The 18,447-nt window shown below is 65.4% G+C and carries 21 protein-coding genes; all 21 read left to right on the forward strand.

All coding sequences use genetic code 11. The features are described from left to right. Window positions 1–62 precede the first annotated feature (62 nt). The 21 genes from BIO17B3_RS08180 to BIO17B3_RS08280 all read left to right on the forward strand — a co-directional run bounded on the left by BIO17B3_RS08180 (window position 63) and on the right by BIO17B3_RS08280 (window position 18,351). A complete protein-coding gene (locus BIO17B3_RS08180; protein WP_156053712.1) occupies window positions 63–440 on the forward strand; it encodes a hypothetical protein in 378 nt (125 codons plus the stop codon). Further along, entirely contained in the window at window positions 437–862 is a 426-nt protein-coding gene (locus BIO17B3_RS08185; RefSeq protein ID WP_156053713.1) for a DNA primase, read from the forward strand. Before BIO17B3_RS08180 ends, BIO17B3_RS08185 begins: the two co-directional genes overlap by 4 nt. Next, the gene (locus tag BIO17B3_RS08190; protein ID WP_156053714.1) at window positions 859–2,592 is read left to right on the forward strand and encodes a DUF3987 domain-containing protein; all 1,734 of its coding nucleotides are present in this window, start codon (window positions 859–861) and stop codon (window positions 2,590–2,592) included. Before BIO17B3_RS08185 ends, BIO17B3_RS08190 begins: the two co-directional genes overlap by 4 nt. Further along, entirely contained in the window at window positions 2,589–3,032 is a 444-nt protein-coding gene (locus BIO17B3_RS08195; protein WP_156053715.1) for a hypothetical protein, read from the forward strand. Before BIO17B3_RS08190 ends, BIO17B3_RS08195 begins: the two co-directional genes overlap by 4 nt. Before the next feature lie 211 nt (window positions 3,033–3,243). Further along, window positions 3,244–3,921, forward strand: coding sequence for a hypothetical protein (locus tag BIO17B3_RS08200; protein ID WP_156053716.1), 678 nt, complete (start codon window positions 3,244–3,246; stop codon window positions 3,919–3,921). Beyond that, window positions 3,914–4,225 (forward strand): Mobilization protein MobB, encoded by a 312-nt coding sequence (locus tag BIO17B3_RS08205; protein WP_013105715.1) that lies wholly within the window; start codon window positions 3,914–3,916, stop codon window positions 4,223–4,225. The genes BIO17B3_RS08200 and BIO17B3_RS08205 overlap by 8 nt, the downstream gene beginning before the upstream one ends. After that, complete coding sequence (gene traI / locus BIO17B3_RS08210) at window positions 4,200–6,410, forward strand: TraI/MobA(P) family conjugative relaxase (RefSeq protein ID WP_051848820.1); 2,211 nt, start codon at window positions 4,200–4,202, stop codon at window positions 6,408–6,410. Before BIO17B3_RS08205 ends, traI begins: the two co-directional genes overlap by 26 nt. A gap of 535 nt (window positions 6,411–6,945) precedes the next feature. Continuing rightward, window positions 6,946–7,512, forward strand: a complete 567-nt coding sequence (locus BIO17B3_RS08215; protein ID WP_156053717.1) for a sigma-70 family RNA polymerase sigma factor — start codon at window positions 6,946–6,948, stop codon at window positions 7,510–7,512. A gap of 137 nt (window positions 7,513–7,649) precedes the next feature. Continuing rightward, on the forward strand, window positions 7,650–8,714 hold the full coding sequence (locus tag BIO17B3_RS08220) for a permease (RefSeq protein WP_156053718.1): 1,065 nt from the start codon (window positions 7,650–7,652) through the stop codon (window positions 8,712–8,714). A 45-nt stretch (window positions 8,715–8,759) separates the two neighbouring features. Then, window positions 8,760–9,011 carry a DUF2892 domain-containing protein gene (locus BIO17B3_RS08225; RefSeq protein WP_156053719.1) on the forward strand — a complete coding sequence of 84 codons (252 nt, stop codon included), beginning with the start codon at window positions 8,760–8,762 and terminating at the stop codon, window positions 9,009–9,011. 31 nt (window positions 9,012–9,042) lie between these two features. Then, complete coding sequence (locus BIO17B3_RS08230; RefSeq protein ID WP_156053720.1) at window positions 9,043–9,279, forward strand: thioredoxin family protein; 237 nt, start codon at window positions 9,043–9,045, stop codon at window positions 9,277–9,279. 40 nt (window positions 9,280–9,319) lie between these two features. Next, window positions 9,320–9,751, forward strand: a complete 432-nt coding sequence (locus BIO17B3_RS08235) for a heme-binding protein (protein ID WP_156053721.1) — start codon at window positions 9,320–9,322, stop codon at window positions 9,749–9,751. A gap of 72 nt (window positions 9,752–9,823) precedes the next feature. Further along, a complete protein-coding gene (arsH, locus tag BIO17B3_RS08240) occupies window positions 9,824–10,549 on the forward strand; it encodes an arsenical resistance protein ArsH (protein WP_064971649.1) in 726 nt (241 codons plus the stop codon). Between the two features lie 133 nt (window positions 10,550–10,682). Next, window positions 10,683–11,060, forward strand: a complete 378-nt coding sequence (locus BIO17B3_RS08245; RefSeq protein WP_156053722.1) for a carboxymuconolactone decarboxylase family protein — start codon at window positions 10,683–10,685, stop codon at window positions 11,058–11,060. 21 nt (window positions 11,061–11,081) lie between these two features. Continuing rightward, on the forward strand, window positions 11,082–12,017 hold the full coding sequence (locus BIO17B3_RS08250; protein ID WP_156053723.1) for a hypothetical protein: 936 nt from the start codon (window positions 11,082–11,084) through the stop codon (window positions 12,015–12,017). Further along, window positions 12,018–12,752: an MIP/aquaporin family protein gene (locus BIO17B3_RS08255; RefSeq protein ID WP_156053724.1), complete on the forward strand. Its 735-nt coding sequence runs from the start codon at window positions 12,018–12,020 to the stop codon at window positions 12,750–12,752. It abuts the gene before it with no gap. A 42-nt stretch (window positions 12,753–12,794) separates the two neighbouring features. Beyond that, window positions 12,795–13,247, forward strand: a complete 453-nt coding sequence (locus BIO17B3_RS08260; RefSeq protein ID WP_156053725.1) for a VOC family protein — start codon at window positions 12,795–12,797, stop codon at window positions 13,245–13,247. A 37-nt stretch (window positions 13,248–13,284) separates the two neighbouring features. Further along, window positions 13,285–13,572 (forward strand): thioredoxin family protein, encoded by a 288-nt coding sequence (locus tag BIO17B3_RS08265; RefSeq protein ID WP_156053726.1) that lies wholly within the window; start codon window positions 13,285–13,287, stop codon window positions 13,570–13,572. Between the two features lie 6 nt (window positions 13,573–13,578). Then, complete coding sequence (locus BIO17B3_RS08270; protein WP_156053727.1) at window positions 13,579–14,523, forward strand: cation diffusion facilitator family transporter; 945 nt, start codon at window positions 13,579–13,581, stop codon at window positions 14,521–14,523. A 53-nt stretch (window positions 14,524–14,576) separates the two neighbouring features. After that, on the forward strand, window positions 14,577–15,767 hold the full coding sequence (locus tag BIO17B3_RS08275; protein ID WP_232054224.1) for a hypothetical protein: 1,191 nt from the start codon (window positions 14,577–14,579) through the stop codon (window positions 15,765–15,767). Window position 15,768: 1 nt separating this feature from the next. Beyond that, a complete protein-coding gene (locus BIO17B3_RS08280; protein WP_156053729.1) occupies window positions 15,769–18,351 on the forward strand; it encodes a cation-translocating P-type ATPase in 2,583 nt (860 codons plus the stop codon). The last annotated feature ends 96 nt before the right edge of the window (window positions 18,352–18,447 follow it).

Genomic DNA, 18,447 nt, shown 5'->3' on the forward strand with positions numbered 1-18,447 from the left:
CCTCGGTTTTGCTGCGCACTGCGCAGCCCGCGTCGTACCTCCCAAGCAGCGCATGACGGAGGATGACCATGTCACCCCATAGTTCTACCCACGAAATTAGCGTTGATACGCTCTTCAGCGCATTGATCGCCCAGGGCGCGCCGATGGTCATGGCCCTGGATGACTCCTATCTTTGCCAGACGCTGGGCTATACCAGCATCACGGCCGCACAAAAACGCCGCGAGCGTGGCGACTATCCGCCGACAACGTATATCGGCGGGCGCGTCGTGGTCATGCTGCCAGCCCTGGCTGCGTGGCTTGCCACAAAAAGCACCGCACCTGAGGCCGCCGCGCCACGACCCAGCGCAGAGCTGATTCCCGCATCATCACCACGCAAACGTGGCCGCCCCCGCAAGGCTGTGGCAACGCACGCCACCATCGGATCGGGAGGCGCGCGATGACGGCCCTGACCCTGCTTGATCGACTTTCGGGCGTCAAGCGCACCGGCCCCGGTCGGTGGCTGGCGCGTTGCCCCGCCCATGACGACTGTCGCGCGAGCCTTTCGGTTCGAGAACTCGACGATAGGCGCGTACTTTTTCATTGTTTCGCGGGCTGCGACGCCGAGGCCATTCTTGCAGCCGTGGGGCTAGGCTGGCAAGACACCTTGCCCCCGCGAGCCGTCGATCATCACCGACCGCGCGAACGCACCCCATTCCCTGCTGTCGATGTGCTGCGCGCTATCGAGCATGAAAGCCTGATCGTCTGCATGGCTGCCGCGATGCTGCGCGAAGGCCAAACCCTGCCCGAGCCTGACCGTCAGCGCGTGAGCGTGGCGCACGCCCGGATTCTTGCCGGGGTGCAACTCGCGGGGATGCGGCCATGAGCGTGATTGCCGAAGCAACCCGAAAATTTGATCACGCTGCGCGTGGCGCGTCCATTCTCGACGCCCTGGCAGAGCGTGTTGGTCAACATCTTGCCCCACAAACGCCAGAAGCCGCATTAGAGCCTTTGCCGCTGCTTGCCGCGATCCGCCGGGCGGAAGTGTTACTCAAACCGGAGCTTGACGCAGGCAGCGATGGCTACCCGACCGATGCGCTTGGTCCCTTGGCGCAAGCGGCATGTGACTTGGCCTACGGTGCGCAAGTATCCCCCGCCATGGCCGGGCAATCGTTCCTCGCAGCAGCCGCCTTGCTGGCGCAATCGCGGGCCAACGTGCGCACCATCGACGGCGGAGTCCGACCCCTGAGCCTGTATTGCTTGACCGTGGCGCGATCCGGCGATGGTAAGGACATGGCTGACCGCGTGGCCCTGCGCGCGATCCATGAATTTCAACGCGAAGTGGGGCAGGCATGGCTGCGGGAGGTGGAGGTGTATGAGGAAGCCTGCTCTGAGCGGAGCAAGAATGCCCCCAAGCCTGCGTCCCCTCCCCCTGCCCCTTACCGGCTGGCAGGCGACATCACTATCGAGGGCCTGCACCGCTCGTATGCCGAAGGTGTCGCCGGGCAAGGCGTGTTTTCGACTGAGGCAGGCGTCATGCTCGCCGGGCATGCCATGAGCCAAGACCATCGCACCAAGACGGCGGCGTCTTTGTGCGGCCTGTGGGATCGTGGGCACCTGTCCGTTGTCCGTGGCGGCGGCGGAAGATTTGAGCGCTACGGCGTGCGCTTGTCGGCGCACCTGCTGGCGCAACCCGAGGCGTTGGGTGACACCCTATCTGACGCGTCTTTATCGGGGATCGGCTTTTGGCCCCGCTTCTTACTGGCATGGCCCGAGGAACTTGCCCCGCGCGTGTTCCGCCCTTGGCTGCCCGACGAATCGCCAGCCATTGTCGGCTTCTTGGCGCGCTGCACGGAACTGTTGCGTGATCCCATGCCAGATCACTGCGACGACCTACCTGTCATCGAACTATCCGCCGATGCGCGGCAGGAACTGGCGGCGTTCTTCGAGCTCATGGAGCACGAGGCCCGACGCGGCGAGCTGCGCCCCGTGCGGCCCTTCGCTCTGCGGGCAACCGAGCAGGCTTGCCGCATTGCAGGTGTGATGGCGGCATGGGCGAACAAGCCCATGATCGACTGCGAAGCTGCGCAAAACGCGATCCGCCTGGTGCGCTATACGCTGCAAAGCTGGCTGACGGCGCTGGGTGGCAAGGCCGATCCGACGCCCGACTGGGCACTGACGCTCTATCGCTGGCTCGCCCCGAGGGGCGAGCCGATGCCCATCCGCGACATTCCCCGTATTGGCCCGGCGATCCTCCGATCTGCAAGCCGAAGGGACACAGCCCTTGACCGGCTTTTAGCCGCCGGGCTGGTGGCCGTCGGCACCGGTGCAGTGCGCGCACTGGGAGTGGATCAGGCGAAAACGCAAACGGCCCGTGCGAATGCTGCGAATCCTGCGAAAACCCGCATGGATACTGGGTTTGTGGGCCATGCGAATGGTTGCGAAACCCTGCGAACGACCACCCCGGCGGCCTGCGAATTCGCAAGCATTCGCAAGCCTTCGCAACTGGGGCAAAGCCAAGCGCAGCAAGGCTTTTCGCAGGATTCGCAGCATTCCCAAAGGGGAAGCCCGCAAACCGTGAAGCTCGCCCCGCACGATGACAAGGTGGCGCTATGAATCCCAGCGCCCTGCTTGCTCATCTGCGCACATCGGGCTTCACGATCCAACCCGACGGCGACACGTTGATCGTGTCCCCGGCCTCGCGCCTGGCCGATGATCTGCGCGAAGCGATTTGCCAAGCCAAGCCTGATCTGATGGCGCTGCTGTGGGCAGAAAACCTGCGTGAGCACTTCGAAGAACGTGCGGCAATTCTCGAATGCGACGGTGGCCTATCGCGCAACGAAGCCGAGGCCAGCGCGCGCGCGTCAACCGGCCTGCTGGCGCGCAACCTTGGCCTGCCGTGGCGGGCACTGCGCGAGGCTCTTCGCGACCCTGATCTGCCTGACACCTTGCCCCCGGTTGACGGTGCTGCCTACGGCCTGCCGCATTGGTGTGTGAGCCCAACTGGGCGGGCGATACGACAAGGTTTCTTCCGCCACGATCAAGGGACAGCCTAATGGGCACACCACGACACACTGCGCAGACTCGTTTTTTTGTGGGGCCACGACACACTGCGCAGACTCGTTTTTTTGTGGGGCAAGGTAAGCCTAGGTTTCACCTGGCGCTCGCGCTTCAGGCGAAACCGGCCCATTGGTCAGGCTGCGCCCGACACCCTGTTTTGTCCCGCGTCTCGGCACTGCGTTTCTCACACCTTTATGGAGCATCGACATGACTCAATCATCCACCATCTTTGAACGCATCGATCAGGCTGCAAAACTCTCACGTCAGCTCACGGGCAAAGCTGCAGCGCGCACGGTCAGCGATGCGTTCGTGACCGAGCGTATCGCTGACATCAAGGCACTGCACCAAAGCGGTGTGCCGCTGGCGCGCTACGCGCGGCTCGTTGCTCCCGCCCTTGGCGTGCGTCCTTCGGCACTGCTGGCGGCTTTTGGACGCGCTGGCATGACATCGCAGCCCACCGTGCCGCACGCGTCGGAGGTTGCCAAGACCGAGACCACAACCGCAACTCCGGCACCTGTCATCACGGCCAAACCGCGCGACATCCACGATCTGCCAAGCTGGGCCGATGGTTCCGACAAGCGGGATGACGAATCCGACGAGGACTATCGCCTGCGCAAGCAGCTTGAAGGGCCACCAAGCGCCGGGTTCAAAGCCATCGGGGAATCACCCGACGAACGCGCCGATATGCTGCTCAAAAGCGGCAAGCTCGGCTTCGGTGCGTCAGGCGTGACCGAGAGCGACCGCAAGATCATCATCGCGCTCATTGAGCGCTTTGGTGCCAATGCCGTGGAGCGGCGCATCGACATCGAACGCAAGGCGTCGCCGGGGGACAAGCTCTACCCGAGCAAGCTGCGCGCACGCATGACGGGAGACTCTCATGCGTGAGCGAACCGTTCACCTGGCGCTGCGCGCAACGCCTGCCGAGGCTGCACTGATCCGCCATATGGCCGATGCGGCGATGCTGACGACAAGCAGCTACCTGCGCACCATCGCTCTGCGTGGCGATACGCGCGTGGCCCGGCTGCAAACCCTGCAAGCCGAGCTGCGGCGTCAAGGCGGACTGCTCAAGCATCTAGCCGCACGCGGCCAGCTCGACCGCAGCGCCGTGGAGCTGGCTCTGACGCAATGGCGCGCCACCATCCAGCACATCGCCGAGGTCGCCGATGCTTGCCAAAGTCATCACACGTAAAGCGGTCTCACGCGGATTTGGCGAAGCCGTGCGCTATATCGCCCGCGACAACCCGGACCAGGTCGCAGAACCCAGCCCCGAGATGGGCGCGCTCAACCTCGACTGCCCGTTAGACACCCCAGAGGATCGCCAGACCGCCATCGACATCCTCGACGCCACGGCTGCGGCGGCACGCAACACGACTGCGCGCGGGCCGGTGTACCACGTCACCCTCGCTTGGCAGGAGGCCGAGCATCCCGAGCGCCAGCAGATCGACGCCGCGTGCGAACACGTCATGAAAACGCTGGGCTTCGAGGGGCACGATGCACTGTGGGCGCTGCACCGCGACACCGATCACGATCATGTGCATCTGATCGTCAACCGCGTGCATGCTGACGGCCATACGGCCAAGGTGCCCAAGTATGACTGGCTGCTCCTGGACAAAGCCATGCGCGAGATCGAGCTTGCTCAAGGCTGGCGCCACAGCCCCGGCCCTTATGGCGTCGTCCACGATCAGGGAAAGGCTGGCATCGTGCGCATGAGCCGCGCCGAGCGCACCACCCTGGGGCAGCTCGACGGGGGGCAGCGCGTGAGCAACGCGGCCAAGGCGGCTGAGCATCGCAACGCCGGGGCACAGTCGTTTCAGACGTGGCTTGCAGGGGAACCGGCTCAGGTCATTCGCACCGCCGTGCAGTCCCCAGGGGCAAGTTGGCACAGCGTGCACCGAGCCGCAGCGCTCTATGGTGTGACGATTCAGCCCAAGGGTTCGGGCATGGTGGTAACAGCCACGCTCGACGATGGGCGCGTGTTGGCGGCCAAGGCGTCGCAGATGGGGCGGTGGGCAAGTAAGAACGCCCTGGAAAAAGCGCTTGGCCCCTATGAGCCATCACGCGGTCCCATGCCAGAACCCAAAGTGAGGTATGCCGCTGCGCTGGACGGCCAGCGCGCCAGCCTCCGGGGTGAACCGCAGCATGCCAGCGCCGACCCCGAACGGCAGCGCCGCCGTGCTGCGCGCGCCCAGGCACGCGCCCTGCTGGCTGCGCGCTTCAAGGCCGAGCAGGAGGCAATCAGGAAACAGCGCCAGGCGCTGCGCAAGGCGATGACCGCGCGTCACCGTGACGAGCGGCAAGCGTTGATCCCCACGCTACGCGGAGAACGTGCCACCGCACTAGCGGAGCATCGGCGCGATGGCATGGACGCCAAGGTTGCTCTCAGCTACCGGGCATGGGAAGAAGCCAAGGCCAAGGAAGGACTCCAAAAGCGCCAGGCCGTCGAGCGCAAAGCGTTGACGGCCAAGACTCCACGGACCGAAGTGTGGCGCACCTGGTTAGAGCAGCTGGCCGATCTGGGCGATGAAGCGGCCAAGGCAACGCTGCGCGGCATCCGCTACCGCGAGCAGGGCAACAGCAAGAAGTACCAGCAGCAGGACGGCATCGAGGGCGAAGATCTCGACCCGCTGCGCAAGCTCACCGTGGCCGCGCTCGATGTGCAGATCGACCACAAGCGCCAGTTGGTAATCTACCGTGGGCAGGATGGCCAGGCGAAGTTCACCGACACAGGGCCGCGCATCGTCATGCACGACAAGGCAGATGACTCCCTGGAAGCGGCCTTGCGCATCGCCGCGCAGAAATACGGAGGCAAGGTGGACATCACGGGGAGCAGTGAGTTTCGGGAGCGGGCGGTGCGTGAGGCTGTGCGGCTTGGCATCGTCGTCACCAGTGCCGATTTGCAGCCTATCGTCGCCGACGAGCAGGCGCGGATGCGCGCCGAGAGAATGCCCACGCGGACGATGAAGGGAGAACAGACTGCGGAGCGCAGGCGCACAGAACCCGAGAAGGCCGACGACTTATCCCCAGATTCTGGGGATAAACCGGCACCGCACCGCCTACCCGCTGCTGCCAGTCAGACAGTCGCCGCTGCGCCTGAAAAACAGGCAGGAGCGGCAGGCCCTCACGAGCAGGCGGTCCGGTCGATGGAGCAGACCGTTGATCGCTGGGTGGACGGCGATCGCAGCAGCGGCACTGTCAAGGCGTTCATTGACGCGTATGACTGCGCCCGCGCCCAGGGGACAGACGGGCACGGGCTGATCGCCGAAGTGGCGGATCGAATCATCAGCCGCCGCGGCGATGGCGTGGCCGCCGGCCTCGCCAGCTTCATGGCGGCAATCGAGCGGCAGCGCAAGCGAGAGCAAGGGATGGGGCGGTGAGCGCAGATCACCCGGTTTTAAAGAGACGGTGGGCCGTCCTAAGTTTCTTTGCTGTAAGCCGGAGGTGGTTGGCACGGCCCGGAACTTGGACGCGCTCATGAGATCGCAGGCACCCCCGTGGGGGGAACCGCAAGGGGATCTGTAAAAGGGGCGGTGTGGGTATGCTTTGGGGGAATCTAGGGGGAATTCAGGTGGAATTCGCCCCCCAACAGACGAAAAAAAGCCCGACTGTTTAGGTCGGGCATTGTTCTCTAATACCTTGATTTACTTAATAAAACTGGTGCGCCCGGCAGGATTCGAACCCACGACCCCTTGGTTCGCGCCCAAGCTCAAGGCTATGGGTTTGTCGCGCAGGGCCAGATCCATCCCTGACCCGCCGTACCATCATCCCGTGTCCCAATGAACAATCCGGGTTGGAATCATCCCATGACAGTTGGCGTCAACGGGCATGCACACCAACTGGCGCTGGCCCGGCGGTTGATCTGACCCAACGATGAAGTTTTAGTATGAGCGCTTGCTCGTCCTGCCCTCGACTATGACCGACACCCAAGCCGCCCCCTGCATGCTGCAAGCCTGGCAGTTCGCCGAGGCCGAGCTGCGCGGTTTTCTGCGCCACCAACTGCACGATGCTGACGCGGCGGATGACCTGCTGCACGAGGTGTTTCTCAAGGCCATGCGGCAAGGCGGCCGGTTCTGCCAGATCGACAACGCCCGCGCCTGGCTGTTCCAGGTGGCGCGCAATGCGCTGGTCGATCTGCAACGCGCCACGCGCCCGTCTGATCCGCTGTCCGACGATCTGCCCGCAATGGACGAGGAGTCTGCCCCGGTCGAAGCGCTGGCCGACTGTCTTCCGCTCACGCTGGCGAGCCTGTCGGCCGACGATCGCGACGCCATCGAGCAGTGCGAGCTCGGGGGGCTGTCTCAGGTTGAATACGCCGAGCTGCGCGGGTTGAAGTTGCCCACGGCCAAGTCACGCATCCAGCGCGCCCGCACCCGGCTGCGCGCCGCGCTGGTGGCGCATTGCGGCGTACGTTTCGATGCACAGACCGGCGCGGTGTGCTGTCACGTCCCGCGCGACTGCAGCGTCAAGCCGCAAGATTGACTTCGGCGGGCGAGCCTCGCTGTGAGTCGCATCTCCGGATAAACCCGTAGAAATCGCCAAATCGCGCCATCGGCCTGCATCCTTTTCGGCGCTCGTGCGTCTTCAAGGCGAGTTCCCCATTTTCAGGACCCTTCGCCATGAACACCCAAGTGCAAACTTCTCCCGTCACCGCCGCCAAGGTTCCCGCCTGGCGTGCCTGGATCCTGCCCGTGCTGTACGTCGTCGGTTGGCTGGTGCTCTACAGCCAGTTAGAGCCCGCCACCGACGCCTTCATGCGCTGGCTGTCGGCCGCCACCGGCCTGGCCGCTGCCAGCCACCTCTACGGCGCGGTGAGTTTTTTCGCCTTTGAAGTGCCCAAGGTGCTGATGCTGCTGGCGCTCATCGTCTTTTTGGTGGGCGTCATTCAGACCTTTTTCACCCCGGAGAAAACCCGCGCCATCCTCGCGGGCAAACGTCAGGGCGTGGGCAATGTGCTGGCGGCCAGCCTGGGCATCGTCACGCCGTTTTGCTCGTGCTCGGCGGTGCCGCTGTTCATCGGTTTTCTCACCGCCGGTGTGCCGCTGGGCGTGACCTTCTCGTTTCTGGTGTCGGCGCCCATGGTCAACGAGGTGGCGCTGGCGCTGCTGTTTGGCATGTTCGGCTGGGAGATCGCCGCCATCTACCTCGGCCTGGGGCTCGCTGTGGCCATCGTCGCCGGGCTGGTGATCGGCCGCATGAACCCGGTGAACCTGGTCGAGCCCTGGGTGTTCGACATTCCCGCCGTCAGCAACCAAGAGGGCCCGCTGGGCTGGGACGCGCGCTTCGCCCAGGGCTGGAAGCATGTGCGCGAGATCGTGCTCAAGGTCGCGCCCTACATCATCGCCGGCGTGGGCGTGGGCGCGTGGATCCACGGCTACGTGCCGCAGGACTTCATGGCGCATCTGATGGGCAAGGGCAACTGGTGGTCGGTGCCGCTGGCGGTGCTGATCGGCGTGCCGATGTATTCCAACGCGGCGGGCATCATCCCCGTGGTGCAGGCGCTGCTGGGCAAGGGCGCCGCGCTGGGCACGACGCTGGCGTTCATGATGGCGGTCACCGCACTGTCTTTCCCCGAATTCATGATTCTCAAGAAGGTGATGAAACCCAAGCTGATCGCGCTGTTCGCCGGTGTGGTGGCGGTGGGCATCATCGTCGTGGGTTATGTGTTCAACGCGGTGATGTGACGCGCCCTTTCACATCCATTTCTCAATACTCATAAGGAGACTGATATGACAGTCAATCGCATGGTCAGCATCATGGCCGGGTTCATGGTGATGCTCAGCCTGGTGCTGGCGCAAATCACAGGCCAGATCGATCTGTTCCACCCCACTTGGCTATGGCTGACGGCATTCGTCGGACTCAATCTGTTCCAGATGGGCTTTACCGGCTTCTGCCCGGCCGCCAAGGTGTTCAAGGCGATGGGCCTGAAGGAAGCCACCAACGCCTGCGGCACCTCCAGTTCGGGCAAAGGTTGCTGCTGATTTTGTGTTTCTTTTTTGAGGAGTTCACACCATGATCAACATCAAAATCCTCGGCACGGGCTGTGCCAGTTGCAAGTCCACGCAAAGGCTCGTTGAAGAGGTGATTGCCGCCAAAGGCGTGCAGGCGCAGGTGGAAAAAGTCGAAGACATCCCTTCGATCATGCAATACGGCGTGATGCGCACCCCCGGCGTGGTGATCGACGGCAAGGTGGTGCATGCGGGCGGCGTTCCCAACCGCGCGATGGTCGAGAGCTGGATCAGCGCCTGAGCCTTTTTCAACCTTTCTCTTCTCACAGACCCACAATCCCATGAACAAGACCCTCATTGCTTTGACTCTGGCCGCGGCCAGCACGCTTGCCGCCAACGCCCAGGCCGAATGCGTCAAGCGCGGCTGGCAGGTGGCGGTGGCCGTGACCGACCCGTCGGGGCTGCCGTTGGTGATGCTGCGCGACCGCTTCGCCGGCTGGCATACCGTGGCAGCGGCGGAAGGCAAGGCGCGCACAGCGGCGAGCTGGCGGGAATCCACCAGCTCCGTGGCGGAGCGGGTGAACAAACCCGGCGCTGCCGAGCAGGCCATCAAGAATCTGCCTGGCGTGGTGATGATCGGCGGCGGCATGCCGATCGATGCGGCCGGACAGATGGTGGGCGCCATCGGCGTGTCGGGCGCGCCGGGCGGCGCCAACGATGACCTCTGCGCCAAAGCCGGGCTGAGTGCCATCGAGGGCGATCTGGCGTTTTGAGCCGTTTTCGACTCTTTTTGACTGACCCAGCGTGCCGCCAGGAGCGGCTCTGCATTTCCTTGAGGTTCGGCGATGTCCATCGACCTGCTGCAAGACCTGCCCAACCTCGATACCGCGCTGCTGCCCTCAAACAGCGCGCGGGCGTTTGAGGCCATCGGGCAAAGCACCCACCCGCCGCGTATCGGTCTGCTGTACGGCTCGGTACGCGAGCGCTCCTACAGCCGCCTTGCCCTGCTTGAGGCGCAGCGCATCCTGCACCATCTGGGCGCGCAGACGCGGCTGTTTCATCCGCACGGCCTGCCGCTGCCCGACGACGCATCGCCCGATCACCCCAAGGTGCAAGAGTTGCGCGAACTGGTGCAGTGGTCAGAAGGGATGGTGTGGTCGTCGCCCGAGCGGCACGGCGCCATGACGGGCATCATGAAAGCGCAGATCGACTGGATTCCGCTGTCCATCGGGGCGGTGCGCCCGACCCAGGGGAAAACGCTTGCAGTGATGCAGGTCTGCGGCGGATCGCAGTCTTTCAACGCGGTCAATCAGATGCGCATACTCGGCCGCTGGATGCGCATGATCACCATCCCCAATCAGTCCTCGGTCGCCAAGGCGTACCAGGAGTTCGACGAGGCCGGGCGCATGAAGCCTTCGGCGTATTACGACCGCATCGTCGATGTCATGGAGGAACTGGTGAAATTCACCCTGCTCACCCGCGACATCTCCGACTTCCTGGTCGACCGCTACAGCGAGCGCAAGGAAAATGCCGCCGCCCTGAGCGCCCGAGTCGACCAGGGCCGGATTTGATCGGCGCCAAAATCGCCAGACACAATTTGCGACACCTTGCCCAGCATCTTTTTGGCTGCCGGAGCGTCAACTTGTATGAGGCGCCGATCAACGGTGCCTCGATCCACCCACCCCCAATACAGGAGCTCCGCAAATGACCACCCCGACCCAACCCTCCGCCCAAGAACTGCTGGCCAAAATGCGCGCCGGTATGGGCCGTGTTCCTGCCGCGATCGAAAAATCCACCGTGGTCGATGACGGCCTGATTCAGGAGCACATGCGCTCGCGCATGTACGCCATGCCGCCGGAAGGCGCGCTGGATGAGCAAACCCGCACGCTCATCTACCTGGCTGCGGCGCTTGCCGGTTCCAGCCCGGCCTGCGTGCGCGCCATGGCCGACAAAGTGGTGCAGCAGGGCATTCCCAAAGCCAAGGTACTGGAAACCGTGCACATCGCCCGCTTTGCCATGGCCACCAAGATCATCGGCGATGCCGAGCCGGTGTTCGACGCGCTGGTTGGCGCGCAGAAGTAATCCGCTTCCAGGAGATCCATCATGAACACCCTTTCAAGTCCCACGGCCCCCATGCACGGCAATACGCTTGCGCATCCCTGGTCTGCCGATGCCCTGCGCGGGCTCGACGGCACTGTCACCCTGTACGCCGAGCTGCGTGTGACCGGCGCGCAGCACAGCGCTTTCCTCGCTGCCATTGACGCCTTGGGCGCGGCGCTGCGCGGCAAGCCGGGCTTCGTGCAGCTCGCGCTCAAGCAGATGAGCGGCGACTCCACCATGGTGAAGAACTATCCCGAGACCTACAAAGGCGTGTTGGCGACGGCCTATCTCGACGGCGCCGAAGCGGGCGTGCAGCCCTACTTTTATAGCCTGTTCATCCGCTTCGCCGACGCGGCCAGCGCCAGCGCAGCCGATCTCGAAGCCGACTTCGCCGCGCGTCTGCAACCCCTGCTGCATGCCGGTGCCGCGCCGCAGTCGCCGGAAATGGCGGCCTACCGCGCGGTGTATCAGACCGTGGGTGCAGGCGACCGCAATGGCATCTACACCACGGCGCAGCAGATCGAAGCCTTTTTGCGCGCTCCGCTGGACCACCCCGAGCGCGACACCGTCACCGTGGAAAACCACGTGACGATCAACGACACCGACCGTGCAAACTGGGAGCCCAAGGTCATGGCCCTGCTCGAAGTGGCGCAAAACACCTTCGAGCCGCAGAGCGACCCGGCGGGTGCGGGCCAGCCCGGCACGCGCGACAACCGTCTCTATCGCAAGGCGCTGTCCACCGAGATCCTGCGCAACGCGCAGGCCGATGGCGGCCTGCGCGCGTACATCATGCACGGGCTATGGGAGTCGGTGTGGGATCACGAAAACTCGCACCTCGACGCCCGTTTCATTGCGGCCGCCGGGCCGGTGGGCGCCGCGGCCGTGGTCGGCCCGGTGGAGCCTTTCTACCTCACCCGTCGTCTCGTGCTGGCTGGCTGAATGGCTGCGCCCACCGCCGTCGCCGATTCCGCCCCGAGCGCCTGGGAGCGCCTGGGGCGCCCCATGCTGGCGGAGTTTCTTGGCACCGCCATCTTGCTCATCGCCGTGGTCAGCTCGGGCACCATGGCGGCGCAACTCTCGCCTTCCAACACCGGCGTAGCGCTGCTGGCCAACGCCATTGCCACAGCCTGCACGCTATATGTACTGATCTCGGTCTTCGGCCCGCGCTCGGGCGCACATTTCAACCCGGTGGTGACCAGCGTGTTCTGGCTGAAGCGCGACATCAGCGGATCGCTTGCACTGGGCTACATCCTGGCGCAACTGCTGGGCGCCGTGGCGGGGGTGTGGCTGGCCAATGCCATGTTCGATCTGCCCGTGCTGCAGGTCTCGACCCATCTGCGCGGCGGCAGCGGCCAGTGGCTGGGCGAAGTCATCGCCACATTTGGCCTCATCCTCACCATCCTCGGCGGCAAACGCCAGATACCCGGACAAGTGCCGGTGCTGGTGGCCGCCTGGATTGCCGGGGCCTACTGGTTCACCTCGTCCACCAGCTTTGCCAACCCTGCAGTGACCTTGGCCCGCACCCTCACCGACACCTTTGCCGGCATCGCTCCGGCTAGCGCGCCCGGCTTCATCGCCGCGCAGATCGTCGGCGCGCTGCTAGCCTTGCTCATCCTGCCGCGCCTGTTCTACGGCACCTGGCTGGGCATGGACAAACCGCCGCACGAACCCTGATCGCAGCAAACACCGACTTCACCGAACTCTGGAAAAACCACCATGACTTCCTCACCCGCATTCCCTGCCGCCCATGAGTTCCACATGAGCCTGCGTGTGGCCGATCTGGCGCGCAGCACGGCGTTCTACACCGCGTTTTTCGGCCTGCCGCCCAAAGACCGCACCGCCCGCTACAGCACCTTCATCGTGCCGCAGCTGCACCTCAACCTGGTGCTGCTGGTCAATGATCGCGGCGAGGCGCTCGACACCTACAGCCTCTACCACCTCGGGCTGGGCGTGGCGGGCAAGGCCGAGGTCATCGCGGCCCACCACGCCGCAGTGGCCGCGGGGGCTGAGGTCGTCAAGCCCCCGCGCACCACCTGGCGCGGCACGCCGCTGCACGAACTGTGGCTGCGCGACCCCAGCGGCTATCTGCTGGAGGTCTATGCCCGCCTGACCGACGCCGAGCTGGCGCAGATGCCTGCCGATCAAGAGCCTGTGTTTCTGCTCGACTGACGCCCTCGTCCGAGCTTGATCGCGATAAGATCAGTTGATGACTTGCGCCACCGGCTCCCACGACTGTCCCATCCGGTTCGAGATTCTCGGCTCCGGCCTCGATGCGGAAAAACTCAAACGCCGTCTGTCCTGCGCACTCGGCGGTCTGGGCTGGCAGGCGCAGATTCGGCTGCAAGCGGATGCGCATCGGGCCGTTGACCTGGGTGCCACCCGCGACCCGGTTCTGCTGGCCGACGGGGTTCTGTTTGCGCAGGGGCTGCCGCGCACAGAAGAACTCGAAGCGCTTCTGCGGGGGCGCATCGGCATGCCCCCCGATTTCACCTGAACGACCATGAGCCGCGACCACGCTCACGCGCATCACGACCTACCGCAGGACTTCGGCGCCCGATTCGCCCTGGGCATCGGCCTGAACATCGCCTTCGTCGTGATCGAGGCGTTCTATGGCTGGCGCGCGGGATCGTTGGCGCTGCTGGCCGATGCGGGGCACAACCTGGGCGATGTCGGCGGACTGGCGCTGGGCTGGGCCGGGCTGGCGGCGGGTCGGCTGCACGCCAGCGACCGCCACACCTATGGTTGGCAGCGTGCGTCCATCCTGGCCAGCTTCCTCAATGCCGTCCTGCTGCTGGTGCTCATGGGCGGGCTGGCGCTCGAAGCGTTCCAGCGCCTGACGCATCCCGGCAGGGTCGATGAATGGCCGGTGCTGATCGTGGCTGCGGTCGGGATTCTGATCAACGGCGCCACGGCGTGGCTGTTCGCATCGGGCGCCCAAAGCGATCTGAACCTCCGTGGTGCCTTCCTGCACATGGCGGCGGACGCGCTGGTGTCGCTGGGCGTGGTCATCAGCGCGGTCGTGGTTCTGGCAACAGGCTGGATGTGGCTGGACCCGGCCATTTCCCTGGTCATCGTCGCCGTGGTGGTGTGGGGAACCTGGTCGCTGTTCTCGCAATCGCTGCACCTGATGTTCGACGGCGTGCCGCGCGAAGTCGATCTGCCGGCGGTGCGCAGTCGGCTCCTCGGGCTGGAAGGCGTCCTGGCGCTGCACGATCTGCATGTCTGGGCGCTGTCCACCTCGAAGGTCAGTCTGACCGCGCATCTCGTAGTGCGCCAAGGGGTCGATTCCGCCGCGCTGCTCGAACACGCCGAACACATGCTGCATGACGCGTTCGACATCACCCATGTCACGCTGCAACTAGAGACCGAGGATTTCGCCGCGCATTGCGCGCTGGCCGCCGCAGCCTCAGCCTGCCCGGGAAGCGCCGCGCCGGGCCCAGCGTGATGGACCGCCCGGCGACAGCAGCTCGCTCGTCCGTTGCTGCGGTGGATGCGGAAATGAGCCTGCCCGGCTTCGCGCTGCTGTTTTCCACCTCCCTGCTGCCTGGCGTCACACGGCTGGACGCACGGCCCGCAGGTTTCGCCCCGCTGCCCGAACCTGGCGCGTCGCAGCTGGCGCAATGGCGTGATGCCGCGCAGGCGCATGTGCTCGGCCCGGCGTTTCTCCAGGCAGCGCGGCTGAGTCGGACCGATCTCGGTCGAATCGCGTTACCGCAAGCCGCGCCGGAGGCGCCGCGCCATGCCGACATCGCCCTGCTCACCCATGTCGCTGGGGTGGCCGTGTGGGAGGTCTGGCTTCCCGCACCGAGCCAGCCTTTCGACGCACAGCGCTGGACCGACTGGCTCGACCCGGACGCACACGACAGCCCGGCTGCGCTGGTCTGGCGCCAACTCGCGCCGCTAAACCAGGCCATCTCCGGCCGCGCCGACTTTAGCGCCTACCTGCCGCTGTCGGTGATCCGCCTGCCTGGCGCCGTACTCGACGGTTGGCTGACGGAGCATGCCGAACAGGTGGTCGCCCTGCTGTGGCGTGATCGACTGAGTCGCGCCCTCAAGCCCGAGGTGGTGGAAGGCGAACTCGCGCGCGATACTTGCGCCCGCGTTGGCGGCATCACCCTGATCGGACGCCGCAGCGCGCTCGATCTGCACGACAGCCGCGACGACAGCGTCGCGCAGGCGCAGGCACTGGACCTGCCCCCCAGGAGCACGCTGCCCTTTCTCATCACCCTGGAGCTGCTGTGCATCGAGCGCGCCGTTCTGCAAGGTCTGTACGACCGCTTGACCCACGCGGGGCCGCACTCCATCGACGATTTGCTCGCGTTGAAAAAGGAGGTGATGGATGGTCTGGAGGAGTTCTACGGCGCCACGCTGGCGAGTACGCGCTTCAATGACATCGTCGCCGAGCAGGGTGAGGCTGTGCTGGGCATTGCCGATCTGTTCGATGCCGTGACCGATCGGCTTGACATGGTGAGCTTCACCCTCACCACCGAATACCAGCAACGGATGACCGCGCTGCAATTCTGGCTCACCGTGGTGTTCGGCGCCACCGAGATCGGCTTTATCGCCACGAGCATCGCCACGTGGTACTACCGCAGCGGGCTGGGAGTGGTGCTGGCATGGACCGTGGGCGCGGCCGTGGTGTCGGGCGGGGTGCTCGTCGCCCTGCTGCGGCGCAGATTGAGGGATTGATATGGCATCCGATAAACCCCGAACGGTCGCCGGGCAAGATCGGGCCGTTCCGATGCCAGCGGGTCTGAGCACCGCCGAAGCCGCGGCGCGTCTGACGCGCGACGGGCCGAACCTGCTGCCCGGCGCCACGCCCAAGTCTGCCTGGGCCATTGTGCTCGGCGTGCTGCGCGAGCCGATGTTCCTCATGCTGCTGGCCGCGGGCGGCATCTACCTGCTCTTGGGCGATAAGGGCGAGGCGTTGTTCTTGCTCGGCTTTGTATTCGTGGTGATCGGCATCACGCTGGCACAGGAGCGCAAGACGCAACGCGCGCTCGAATCCCTGCGCGATCTCTCCGCGCCGCGTGCACTGGCGATCCGCGACGGCCGCGAACAACGCATTGCCGGGCGCGATGTGGTGGTGGGCGACCTGCTGGTGCTGCATGAAGGCGACCGCATTCCCGCCGATGCGCAGTTGGTGAGCGGTCAGGTCGATGTGGACGAATCGCTGCTCACCGGCGAGGCCGTGCCGGTGAGCAAACTGCCCGACCCGGTCATGCATCCCGCCGCCGCGACGGATAAAGATCATCCTGCGGCTCTGTTCGCCAGCACCGTGGTCACCAAGGGTGTGGGTCAGGCGGTGGTGGTGGCCACCGGCGCGCGCACGGCGGTGGGCGGCATCGGCGCGGCACTGGCGAACACGGCCGAGGTCGACTCCGGCCTGCAGCGCGCCTCGGCCAAGCTGATCCGCAATCTCACCCTGATTGCGCTCGCACTCGCCCTGTCGCTGGTGTTGTTGAACTGGCTGTGGGACGGGCGCACGCTGCTGGAAAGCCTGCTGTCGGGTATCGCGCTGGCGATGGCCATTCTGCCCGAGGAAATCCCGGTCATCCTCACCGTGTTCCTCGCGCTGGGGGCGTGGCGGCTATCCAAAAGCAAGGTGCTCACCCGTCGCGTGCCGGCGGTCGAGGCGCTGGGCGCGATCACCGTGTTGGCGGTGGACAAGACCGGCACGCTGACGCAGAACCGCATGCAGGTGGCCCAATTCGTCGCCGGCGAGGAGCGCTTTGACGCTGACAGCGCCGAGCTGCCCGAGACCTTCCACACCCTGGTCGAGTTCGCCCTACTCGCCACGCCGCTCGACCCCTTCGACCCCATGGAGAAGGCCATACAGGCCTTCGGTCATGCGCGGCTGACCGGCACCGAGCATGTGCACGACGACCGCAGCCCTACTCGTCAATACGATCTCGCCACCGACATTCTGGCCATGACCCGGGTATTCGCCACCGCCCGGCCCGAGGTGTACGCGCTGGCCACCAAGGGAGCGCCCGAAGCGGTGGCCGACCTTTGCCACCTGCCCGCGCCCGAACGTGCGGCTATTGCGCGCGAGGTCGAGGCCATGGCCGCTCGCGGCCTGCGCGTGCTGGGCGTGGCGCGCGGTACCTGGCAGGCGCCGACGGAAGGCGCGCCCTGGCCCGCCAGTCAGCATGACTTCGACTTCGAGTTTCTCGGCCTGGTCGGCCTGATCGACCCGCCCCGCCCCGAGGTGCCTGCGGCCATCGCCGAATGCCGCGCCGCCGGGGTGCGCATTGTGATGATGACCGGCGACCATCCCGCCACTGCGCGCGCCATCGCCGCGCAGGTGGGGCTCTCGGAGCGCGCCGAGGTTGTTACCGGCCCGGAAATCGTCGGTATGGACGAGGCCACGCTGCGCGAGCGGCTGCGCGGCGCCGATGTCTGCGCCCGCCTCGCCCCCGAGCACAAACTGCGGCTGGTGCGCGCGCTGCAGGCCGATGGCCAGGTGGTGGCTATGACCGGCGACGGCGTCAACGATGCCCCGGCGCTGAAGGCCGCCGACGTCGGCATCGCCATGGGCGAGCGCGGTACCGATGTGGCGCGCGAGGCCGCCGCGCTGGTGCTGCTCGACGACAGTTTTGCCAGCATCGTGCAGGCCATTCGGGGCGGTCGGCGGATTTTCGACAACATCACCAAGGCCACGCGCTTTGTGTTCGCGGTGCACATGCCCATCATCGCGCTGGCATTGCTACCCGCGCTGCTGCACTGGCCGGTGCTGCTGCTGCCGGTGCACATCGTGCTGCTGGAGCTGCTGATCGACCCGTCCTGCTCCATCGTGTTCGAGGCGGAACCGGCCGCGGCCGATGTGATGCAGCGTCCACCGCGTCCGTTGACGGCCAGCCCCTTCACCCTGAACAACATCGGCTTCGCCCTCCTACAGGGGCTGGGAATTGCCGCCGTGCTGCTGGCCGGGCATGCGCTGCTACAACATTACACCGACTGGCCTGAGGCCGATCTGCGCCTAGCGGTGTTCACCGCGCTGGTGCTGGCGCTGTTCCTGCTGATTCTGGCTAATCGCGATCTGCGCCATGCGGCGGCATTCAACCTGCGGGCAGAAAATCCGTGGCTGGCACGGATGTTCGCGGCGGTGACGGCCATGCTCGCCGCCGTCCTGCTGATTCCGGGATTGCGGGACGTGATGGGCTTTGCCAGCGTGAGCCTGCCGCCGATGATCGCCGCACTCGGCTTGCTGCTGCTGTGCGGGCTGTGGCTGCAGGGCTTGCGTTTGGCTTGGGGACGGCGTCTGGTTTGACCCACGGATGAGCGCAAGCTGACCGGGATCAAGGTTTTCTCGATCAGGGTGCATCCTTTCACCCCGTGCATCGTCTTCTCTGCACAAGACAAACCA

The organism is Thiomonas sp. OC7, assembly GCF_900634595.1.
Taxonomy (GTDB): domain Bacteria; phylum Pseudomonadota; class Gammaproteobacteria; order Burkholderiales; family Burkholderiaceae_C; genus Thiomonas; species Thiomonas arsenitoxydans.

What these genes read in the sequence shown, in the direction of transcription:
- BIO17B3_RS08180 (WP_156053712.1), top strand. Translation starts at nt 63, where the DNA reads ATGACCATGTCACCCCATAGTTCTACCCACGAAATTAGCGTTGATACG.
- BIO17B3_RS08185 (WP_156053713.1), top strand. Translation starts at nt 437, where the DNA reads ATGACGGCCCTGACCCTGCTTGATCGACTTTCGGGCGTCAAGCGCACC.
- BIO17B3_RS08190 (WP_156053714.1), top strand. Translation starts at nt 859, where the DNA reads ATGAGCGTGATTGCCGAAGCAACCCGAAAATTTGATCACGCTGCGCGT.
- BIO17B3_RS08195 (WP_156053715.1), top strand. Translation starts at nt 2,589, where the DNA reads ATGAATCCCAGCGCCCTGCTTGCTCATCTGCGCACATCGGGCTTCACG.
- BIO17B3_RS08200 (WP_156053716.1), top strand. Translation starts at nt 3,244, where the DNA reads ATGACTCAATCATCCACCATCTTTGAACGCATCGATCAGGCTGCAAAA.
- BIO17B3_RS08205 (WP_013105715.1), top strand. Translation starts at nt 3,914, where the DNA reads ATGCGTGAGCGAACCGTTCACCTGGCGCTGCGCGCAACGCCTGCCGAG.
- traI (WP_051848820.1), top strand. Translation starts at nt 4,200, where the DNA reads ATGCTTGCCAAAGTCATCACACGTAAAGCGGTCTCACGCGGATTTGGC.
- BIO17B3_RS08215 (WP_156053717.1), top strand. Translation starts at nt 6,946, where the DNA reads ATGACCGACACCCAAGCCGCCCCCTGCATGCTGCAAGCCTGGCAGTTC.
- BIO17B3_RS08220 (WP_156053718.1), top strand. Translation starts at nt 7,650, where the DNA reads ATGAACACCCAAGTGCAAACTTCTCCCGTCACCGCCGCCAAGGTTCCC.
- BIO17B3_RS08225 (WP_156053719.1), top strand. Translation starts at nt 8,760, where the DNA reads ATGACAGTCAATCGCATGGTCAGCATCATGGCCGGGTTCATGGTGATG.
- BIO17B3_RS08230 (WP_156053720.1), top strand. Translation starts at nt 9,043, where the DNA reads ATGATCAACATCAAAATCCTCGGCACGGGCTGTGCCAGTTGCAAGTCC.
- BIO17B3_RS08235 (WP_156053721.1), top strand. Translation starts at nt 9,320, where the DNA reads ATGAACAAGACCCTCATTGCTTTGACTCTGGCCGCGGCCAGCACGCTT.
- arsH (WP_064971649.1), top strand. Translation starts at nt 9,824, where the DNA reads ATGTCCATCGACCTGCTGCAAGACCTGCCCAACCTCGATACCGCGCTG.
- BIO17B3_RS08245 (WP_156053722.1), top strand. Translation starts at nt 10,683, where the DNA reads ATGACCACCCCGACCCAACCCTCCGCCCAAGAACTGCTGGCCAAAATG.
- BIO17B3_RS08250 (WP_156053723.1), top strand. Translation starts at nt 11,082, where the DNA reads ATGAACACCCTTTCAAGTCCCACGGCCCCCATGCACGGCAATACGCTT.
- BIO17B3_RS08255 (WP_156053724.1), top strand. Translation starts at nt 12,018, where the DNA reads ATGGCTGCGCCCACCGCCGTCGCCGATTCCGCCCCGAGCGCCTGGGAG.
- BIO17B3_RS08260 (WP_156053725.1), top strand. Translation starts at nt 12,795, where the DNA reads ATGACTTCCTCACCCGCATTCCCTGCCGCCCATGAGTTCCACATGAGC.
- BIO17B3_RS08265 (WP_156053726.1), top strand. Translation starts at nt 13,285, where the DNA reads ATGACTTGCGCCACCGGCTCCCACGACTGTCCCATCCGGTTCGAGATT.
- BIO17B3_RS08270 (WP_156053727.1), top strand. Translation starts at nt 13,579, where the DNA reads ATGAGCCGCGACCACGCTCACGCGCATCACGACCTACCGCAGGACTTC.
- BIO17B3_RS08275 (WP_232054224.1), top strand. Translation starts at nt 14,577, where the DNA reads ATGAGCCTGCCCGGCTTCGCGCTGCTGTTTTCCACCTCCCTGCTGCCT.
- BIO17B3_RS08280 (WP_156053729.1), top strand. Translation starts at nt 15,769, where the DNA reads ATGGCATCCGATAAACCCCGAACGGTCGCCGGGCAAGATCGGGCCGTT.